Below are 6,645 nucleotides of genomic sequence, written 5' to 3' on the forward strand. Positions count from 1 at the left end.
TGACACCTACATTCAGGGAACGCTGAAGCCGGGAAGGGGTTATCCCTGGCTGACTCTAGGCCGTAGTCGGGTCTTCTGCCGGGTTGTTACAGCGATACACCTTGGCCCCGACATTGCGCAACTTTTCGTCGATGGCTTCGTAGCCGCGGTCGATGTAGTGGAGCCCGTAGATGGTGGAGCAGCCCTCGGCCGCCAGGCCAGCCAACACCAAGGCCGCCCCCGCCCGCAAGTCCGTAGCCACCACCGGCGCCCCTGACAGAGACGGCACCCCCCGGACGATGGCCACCCGGTTCTTGAGACGAATGTCCGCGCCCATGCGGTTAAGCTCCGGGATGTGGTGCATTCGGTTTTCAAACACTGTCTCCTCGATGGTGCAACTGCCCTCGCTGAGAGCAGCCAAAGCCATGATTGGCGCCTGCACATCGGTGGGAAAACCCGGGTAGGGCAGGGTTTGGATATCGGTGGCCTGACAAATCCAGCCTGAGCTGAGTTGAGCCGGGGCAATGCGCAGACGGTTGGGGCCTTCTTCCTCCACCCGCAGCCCCATGTCCCGCAGCTTGGCAATCACCGCCCGCAGGTGATCCGGAATCACCGGCCCCACGGTGAGCTCAGAGCGGGTAATCGCTCCAGCGATGAGATAGGTACTGGCCTCGATGCGATCGGGAATGACGGTGTACTCTGTGCCATGCAGACGCGGCACCCCCACCACCACAACGGTATTGGTGCCTACGCCACGGATGCGGGCTCCCATCGCCTGACAAAAACGGGCCAGGTCCGCTACCTCTGGCTCTTGGGCGGCATTTTCAATCACCGTTTCCCCTTCGGCCAGCGTAGCAGCCATCATCAGAGTTTCCGTAGCACCAACGCTGGGATAGTCGAGGTAGATGCGGGTTCCCACCAGCTTACGGGCATAGGCGTGGACCACCCCGTGCTCAATCTGAACCGTTGCCCCCAACGCCTGCAAACCCCGCACATGCAGATCCACGGGACGCGAGCCAATGGCGCAGCCGCCCGGTAGGGGCACCCTGGCCACTCCCAGCCGCGCCACCAACGGTCCGATGATAAGGAAACTGGCCCGTAACTGGCTGACCAATTCATAGGGAGCCTGGCAAGTCCTCAGGGAGCTGGCGTCTAGGTCAAGGGTATTGCCGACATGGGACACCTTAACCCCCAGGGTGGCCAGGATCTGCCCCATGCGTTCGATGTCCAGCAGGCGCGGCACGTTGTGAATTCGACAAGCGGCAGGGGCCAAGAGGGATCCGGCCATGAGAGCCAAAGCTGAGTTTTTCGATCCCCCGATGGGAACGTGGCCGCTTAGGGTCTGCTTGCCAACAATTTTTAGAACCGGCCCTGCTATCTCTGACGAGGCTGCCATCCCTGTGGGGGTCGGCCACAGCTCAGGCTCCAAGAGCCCCGCCGGGTCAATGCGAGAGGACGCTCTGTTGCCGCGATTGTCAAAATCTTTCAATCTTCCTCCTCACACAAAAGAAAGGGTAGGCACTTCAGAGAATACCCTGGGGATCACAGCAGCGGCTAAACTAGCAGGCCCAAACCGGGAGTGAGGAAGGAAGAGAAGTTCCTACAGCCCTGCTTCTACCCTATAGTGGCAAAGGAGGATTCGCTCAGCCACTTCCCTGAATGCAGGCTCCCAGCGCGGGCGGCTGGGTTTAGCCCAACAGGGGAGAGCGGTACAATGGAGAGTGATGAGAATCTCTTGCAAGAAGGAGATCCCTGATGACCGCAACTCGCGTTTCTGCCGAAGAACTGTTTCGGGCTGCCTACGAAAATCGCTACACCTGGGATCCCGACTTTCCGGGCTATAGCGCAGAGGTCACCTACTGGGATGGAGAGCGCATGTTTGTGGGTCAGGTGCGCCTGGGGGCAGACCTGAAAGCCACGGTAACCGGTGTGGAAGATGAGGAAGCTCGGAAAGCCATCCAAGAGCAGATGTGGGAGATTTCTGTCCACCGGGTGCGCCGCAGCTTTGCCGAAGCCCACGGCCAAAACACGTTTCGCTACGGCCAAATCCTGCCCGATGGCTCGGTGGAGATCCTCGTGGGAGGCAAAGCCGAGGGGGATCGCTACCACGTGCGCGACAACCAAATTACCATGGTGCATCGGCACATTCACGGCGTGGTGGTTACCATTCACACCTTCAGCAGCCACGACACCGGCGAAGGCTACCTCTCCCACCGCTACGACTCTGTCTACCACGACGCCAAGACCGGTGAGCAAAAGGGTGGGCGCAGCCAATTTGAAGACCTCTACACCAAGGTGGGCAAGTACTACATTCTCTCCGAGCGGCGCATTCAAACCGAGACGGAAGCTGGTGTTGTTGAGAAGCGCTTTAGCTTCAGCAACTTTGCGTTGCTCGATGCCAGCGCCTAACTGGCCAAGCGACCACACAAAATTTTTTCGGGGCCGCAACAACCTCCCTAGAGGAAGGAGGATTCTGGGCTATGCTTTGAATGTTCCCCCCGGAACTTTAACATGGACAGGACAACGGTAAAACCTACTCCAGATTCCGAAGCCCCCAGCGAGGCTCCCAAGCTGATTCTCCGCCCGGCCCAACTGGGGGACCTGGAGGCGGTGGAGGAGATTTTGGCGCAAGCTTTTGAAGAAGAGTATGGCAGTCGCTCGGTAGACATTCGTCGCCAACTGCGGAGGCTGCGCCAGTGGTACGGGCTTCTAAGAGCCCTAAGCCTGTTTCCCAACCGCTTCCAGCACATGTTTACCGTGCATGTGGCGGAGCTGGAGGGCAAAATCCAGGGGGTTATTCAGGTTTCTCCCTTTAACCATTCCCGCAGCACCTGGCGGGTGGATCACATTGCGGTGGCGCCTTCGGCCCAGCGTCAGGGAATTGGGTCTAAGTTGCTCAAACACTGCATGGAGCACTTTCGCGAGGCCCGCACCTGGATTCTGGAGGTGAACATCCACAACAAGGGGGCGATAGCCCTCTACCGGCACAATGGCTTCCAGCCCCTAGCCCAGATTACCTACTGGTCGATCCCGCCCGAGATCCTGGCTGCCCTCAGCCAACACGAGCCCAAGCTGCCCAACCTGGTGCCGGTGACTAACCGAGATGCCTACGCCATCTACCAACTGGATACGGGATCCATGCCGGCCACGGTGCGCCAGGTGTACGACCGCAACGTGGGCGACTTCCGCACTAGCCCCCTGGAGTGGCTTCTGGAGCAGGCCAGGTGTGCCGTCAGCCAAACCGAACGGCTGGAGATGTGTGTCTACGAGCCCGAGCGGAGAACCGCCATCGGCTATTTCAACCTCAAGCTGGATCGGACGGGGCAGCAGCCGCACGTGGCCAAGCTTACGGTTCACCCCGCCTACACCTGGCTCTACCCAGAGCTCATGGCCAAGATGGCCCAGCTCACCCAAGCCTATCCGCCGCAGGCTTTGGCGTTGGCCTCCACCGATTACCAGCCGGAACGGGAAGAGTTCTTGCTTAAGCTGGGAGCCCAGGAGGTGGAGCGGACGCTGTTGATGTCACGCTCGGTGTGGTACAAGGTGCGGGAAGTCCGCTCGCCGTGGTACAGCGAGTATCTCAGTCTAGTGTTCCAAAAACTGCCAATGAAACAGCCGGTGCCAGAGCGGTTTGAGGGGGCAGCGGAGAGCTGGCTGGAGCACCGCTTTCATCCCCCTGCGCTGGATCCCAACGCCGGGCCAGGGCAGTCCAGGGATCCGCAAGGGTAGGCTCCCCCCTGGCGGTTAAGTCTTGCTTGGCGGGCATCTGCGCACCTCTATGGACAAGTTGAAGGATAGCCCGGCCGGGGATCCCTCCTGGCGAGCAAAGCTCCAAGCGGCCTTGCACCGCAACCGCAGCGACCCGGCTGCACGCTATTTGCAGTTGGCCACGGTGGATCCCTGCGGGCGGCCGCGCAACCGCACAGTGGTCTTCCGGGGGTTCTTGGGCGAGACCGACCGCATCCAGTTGGCGGTGGATAGCCGCAGCGAGAAGATCCACCAGATTGCCCACTGTCCCCTGGCCCAGATCTGCTGGTACTTTGCCAAAACGCGCGAGCAATTCCGCATCGCTGGCACCCTGGAAGCCATCACTGCTGGCCATCCGGATCCGCAAGCGCAGCAGCAGCGGCAACAGTTGTGGCAACAAATTCCAGAAGAAGGACGGCTGCTCTGGTTTTGGCCAGAACCCAAAGGTCCTCTTGCTCCACCAGAGGCCTTTGTTACCGAGCTAACCCCCGAAAAGGCATCTTCGCCGCCGCCCACTTTTGTCCTCCTGCTGTTGGATCCAACGGAGGTGGATCACCTGCAGCTCAGGGGGGATGCAATCTACCCCCAACGGCGAACCCTCTATGAGCGCAGCCCGCAGGGATGGCAATGTCGAGCGGTCAATCCCTAGCAGGGGAGCTGTTTTTCCTCTCGCTTTCCGAGAGAATATGAAGAGAATAGACGTGCTACCCCCTAGGGCAACGCCGCCCGAGAGCAGTTGGGGAGGTAGCGCTCTCCATCCGACACCTAGCCTTCCTGCTGGCAGGAATTCTGATGGCCATTCCCGCCCTCTCAAAGCCCTTTGCCCAAGTGACCGGCAGGTCATTGCCGGCTAGCGTACGGCGGGGATCCTTGGGCTTAGCTGCTGCCCTGGTTTGGAGTCTGGCTGTTCCTAGGGGGATTGCAGCTCCCCTAATTGCCACATCCCCGCCCAGTTCGTCTAGGCAGGGGGGGACCTCTGTCCTAACCTCGAAATCGGTTCGCACCGGCCCCTTTCGGGTTGGCAACCGCACTCCCCACCCCATTCGCTTAGTGATCTTGTTGCGCAGCAGCAGTCGGCTGACCAACCCCGAAACGGCTCACTGGGATTTTGCCCCTGGCGAAGGAGGCAGCCAGGGTTTGCTGCTGAGCTTAGGAGAGGAGCCGCTGCAGATTGGCCCCGGCGATGTTGTGGTGGCTTTTACCCTAGATGGAACCCGCCGCTACTGGGGGCCAAATGTGGTGGGAGAGTCGCTGGCGCCTTTTTGGGATGAGGCAAGCGGCTCCTGGTCGATGATCTTGCAGCCCTAGAGAGGCTCACCCTCCAGACCCCTGCCAGCAGAGCCAGCCCACCCCCACCAATAGCGCTGTTAGCCCGTAGAAGCACCCCACCACCTGCACCTCCGACCAGCCCCCCAACTCCAGGTGGTGGTGGAGAGGAGACATGCGCAGCAGCCGTTGGCCTTGGCCGGTCTTGCGTTTGGTGTATTGGAAGTAGCCCACCTGTAGGATTACCGACAGCGCCTCCACCACCAATATCCCGCCCATCCAGGCCAGAGCCCAGAGCTGATCTCCCAGCAGCGCCAGCCCCGCCAGAGCGCCCCCCAGGCCTAGGGAGCCGGTATCCCCCATAAACAGGCGGGCCCGATGGTGGTTGTGCACTAGAAAACCCAGACAGGCGCCGCTCAAGGCAAAGGCTAGGAGCGCCAAAACGGGATCCGCTGCCGTCAGCCCCAGCCCTGCCAGGACAAGGGCCACCACCCCTGCGGCCAGGCCGTCCATGCCGTCGGCAAGGTTGACGGCGTTGTTGGTGCCCACCAGCACAAACAAAGCCAGCGGCCAAAACAGCCCGCCTAGGGAGAGGGAGCCTATTCCCGGAAGCGTGAGAACCGTTGGGATCCCTTGCCAGGCCAGGTAGCCACAGAAAACCAGGCCAATCCCCACCTGGAGCAAAAGCTTCGATTGGGGGGGCAACCCCTTGTTGGAGCGCTGCCGGATGACCAGCCAATCGTCCAGCCAGCCAACCAAGGTGTAGGCCAGGGTCAGGAGGGCCACCGCCAGCCACTGGGGATCCCAGCCGCTCCAGCTTCCGGCTACCAGCAGCCCCACTGGCAAAAAGCTAAGGCCGCCCATGGTTGGCGTGCCCGCTTTTTTGTAGTGGGACTGGGGTCCCTCCTCGCGGATGACCTGCCCTGCCTTCCAGCGCCGCAAGAGCGGAAGAAGCAGGGATCCCAGCACCGCCGATCCCAGCACGCTCAGCCCAAAGGGAAGAAGCACCTGGGGCTGGCTTCCCATCGCCAAGGCCGAGAGCGCTAGGCCCAGAACTAGGGAGAGCGCCGCCCCGCCCCAGTCCGCCTCTTCCACTTCCAGCCGGGAAAGGGTATCCCCCTCCATCTTTTCTAAACCCCTCACACCCTCAATCTCCAAGCTTGGGAAAACTCTAGCAGGCAGAGCCCAAGAAAACTCTAGCTTGCCCGCGGCTCAGAGGGGGATCCCCTAGTAGGGCCACTTCCAGTTGCGCACCTCCGGCAGATCTTCTCCATGCTCGCGGATGTAGTGTTTGTGCTCCACCAGCTTGTCCCGAATCAACTGCTGGAGGTGATCCCGCCGGTATTTGAAGCGCTCCACCCGCTCCAATACATCGTTGGCCAGGTTAAAGCGATCCACCTGGTTGAGGACGCACATGTCGAAGGGAGTGGTGGTGGTGCCTTCCTCCTTGTAGCCGCGCACGTGGAGGTTGTGGTGGTTGGGGCGGCGGTAGGTGAGGCGGTGAATCAGCCAAGGATAGCCGTGGAAGGCAAACACGATGGGCTTGTCGGGGGTGAAGATGCTGACAAACTCCTTGTCGCTGATGCCGTGGGGGTGTTCGCTGGGCGGCTGCAGCTTCATCAGGTTTACCACGTTCACCACCCGGATCTTGAT

General features: G+C 60.9%; 6 protein-coding genes and 1 pseudogene. 4 read left to right on the forward strand and 3 right to left on the reverse strand.

What is annotated here, in order from left to right; genetic code table 11:
* Positions 1-55 precede the first annotated feature (55 nt).
* Positions 56-1,375: a UDP-N-acetylglucosamine 1-carboxyvinyltransferase gene (murA, locus tag NW808_RS11280; RefSeq protein ID WP_414395920.1), complete on the reverse strand. Its 1,320-nt coding sequence runs from the start codon at positions 1,373-1,375 to the stop codon at positions 56-58.
* Positions 1,376-1,734: 359 nt separating this feature from the next.
* Between murA and NW808_RS11285 the strand changes: the two genes are divergently transcribed.
* The 4 genes from NW808_RS11285 (at position 1,735) to NW808_RS11300 (ending at position 5,034) form a co-directional block, all read left to right on the forward strand.
* Entirely contained in the window at positions 1,735-2,388 is a 654-nt protein-coding gene (locus NW808_RS11285; protein ID WP_414395733.1) for a DUF3386 domain-containing protein, read from the forward strand.
* Positions 2,389-2,490: 102 nt separating this feature from the next.
* Entirely contained in the window at positions 2,491-3,708 is a 1,218-nt protein-coding gene (locus NW808_RS11290; protein WP_414421242.1) for a GNAT family N-acetyltransferase, read from the forward strand.
* Between the two features lie 49 nt (positions 3,709-3,757).
* Entirely contained in the window at positions 3,758-4,375 is a 618-nt protein-coding gene (locus NW808_RS11295) for an Npun_F5749 family FMN-dependent PPOX-type flavoprotein (RefSeq protein WP_414421243.1), read from the forward strand.
* A 143-nt stretch (positions 4,376-4,518) separates the two neighbouring features.
* Positions 4,519-5,034, forward strand: a complete 516-nt coding sequence (locus NW808_RS11300; RefSeq protein ID WP_414421244.1) for a hypothetical protein — start codon at positions 4,519-4,521, stop codon at positions 5,032-5,034.
* A 6-nt stretch (positions 5,035-5,040) separates the two neighbouring features.
* Here the strand turns inward: NW808_RS11300 and mraY are convergent, their stop codons facing one another.
* Both mraY and NW808_RS11310 read right to left on the reverse strand, forming a co-directional pair.
* Positions 5,041-6,117: a phospho-N-acetylmuramoyl-pentapeptide-transferase gene (gene mraY / locus NW808_RS11305; protein WP_414421245.1), complete on the reverse strand. Its 1,077-nt coding sequence runs from the start codon at positions 6,115-6,117 to the stop codon at positions 5,041-5,043.
* Between the two features lie 102 nt (positions 6,118-6,219).
* A pseudogene (locus NW808_RS11310) lies at positions 6,220-6,645 on the reverse strand (phosphoketolase); the annotation flags it as partial.

Origin of the sequence: Synechococcus sp. W70.1, from assembly GCF_047461515.1 — a bacterium.
Classification (GTDB): domain Bacteria; phylum Cyanobacteriota; class Cyanobacteriia; order Thermostichales; family Thermostichaceae; genus Thermostichus.

Excerpts from the sequence above, each read along its gene's own strand:
- NW808_RS11300 (WP_414421244.1), top strand. The coding sequence starts at position 4,519 with ATGGCCATTCCCGCCCTCTCAAAGCCCTTTGCCCAAGTGACCGGCAGG.
- murA (WP_414395920.1), bottom strand. The coding sequence starts at position 1,375 with ATGGCAGCCTCGTCAGAGATAGCAGGGCCGGTTCTAAAAATTGTTGGC.
- NW808_RS11285 (WP_414395733.1), top strand. The coding sequence starts at position 1,735 with ATGACCGCAACTCGCGTTTCTGCCGAAGAACTGTTTCGGGCTGCCTAC.
- NW808_RS11295 (WP_414421243.1), top strand. The coding sequence starts at position 3,758 with ATGGACAAGTTGAAGGATAGCCCGGCCGGGGATCCCTCCTGGCGAGCA.
- mraY (WP_414421245.1), bottom strand. The coding sequence starts at position 6,117 with ATGGAGGGGGATACCCTTTCCCGGCTGGAAGTGGAAGAGGCGGACTGG.
- NW808_RS11290 (WP_414421242.1), top strand. The coding sequence starts at position 2,491 with ATGGACAGGACAACGGTAAAACCTACTCCAGATTCCGAAGCCCCCAGC.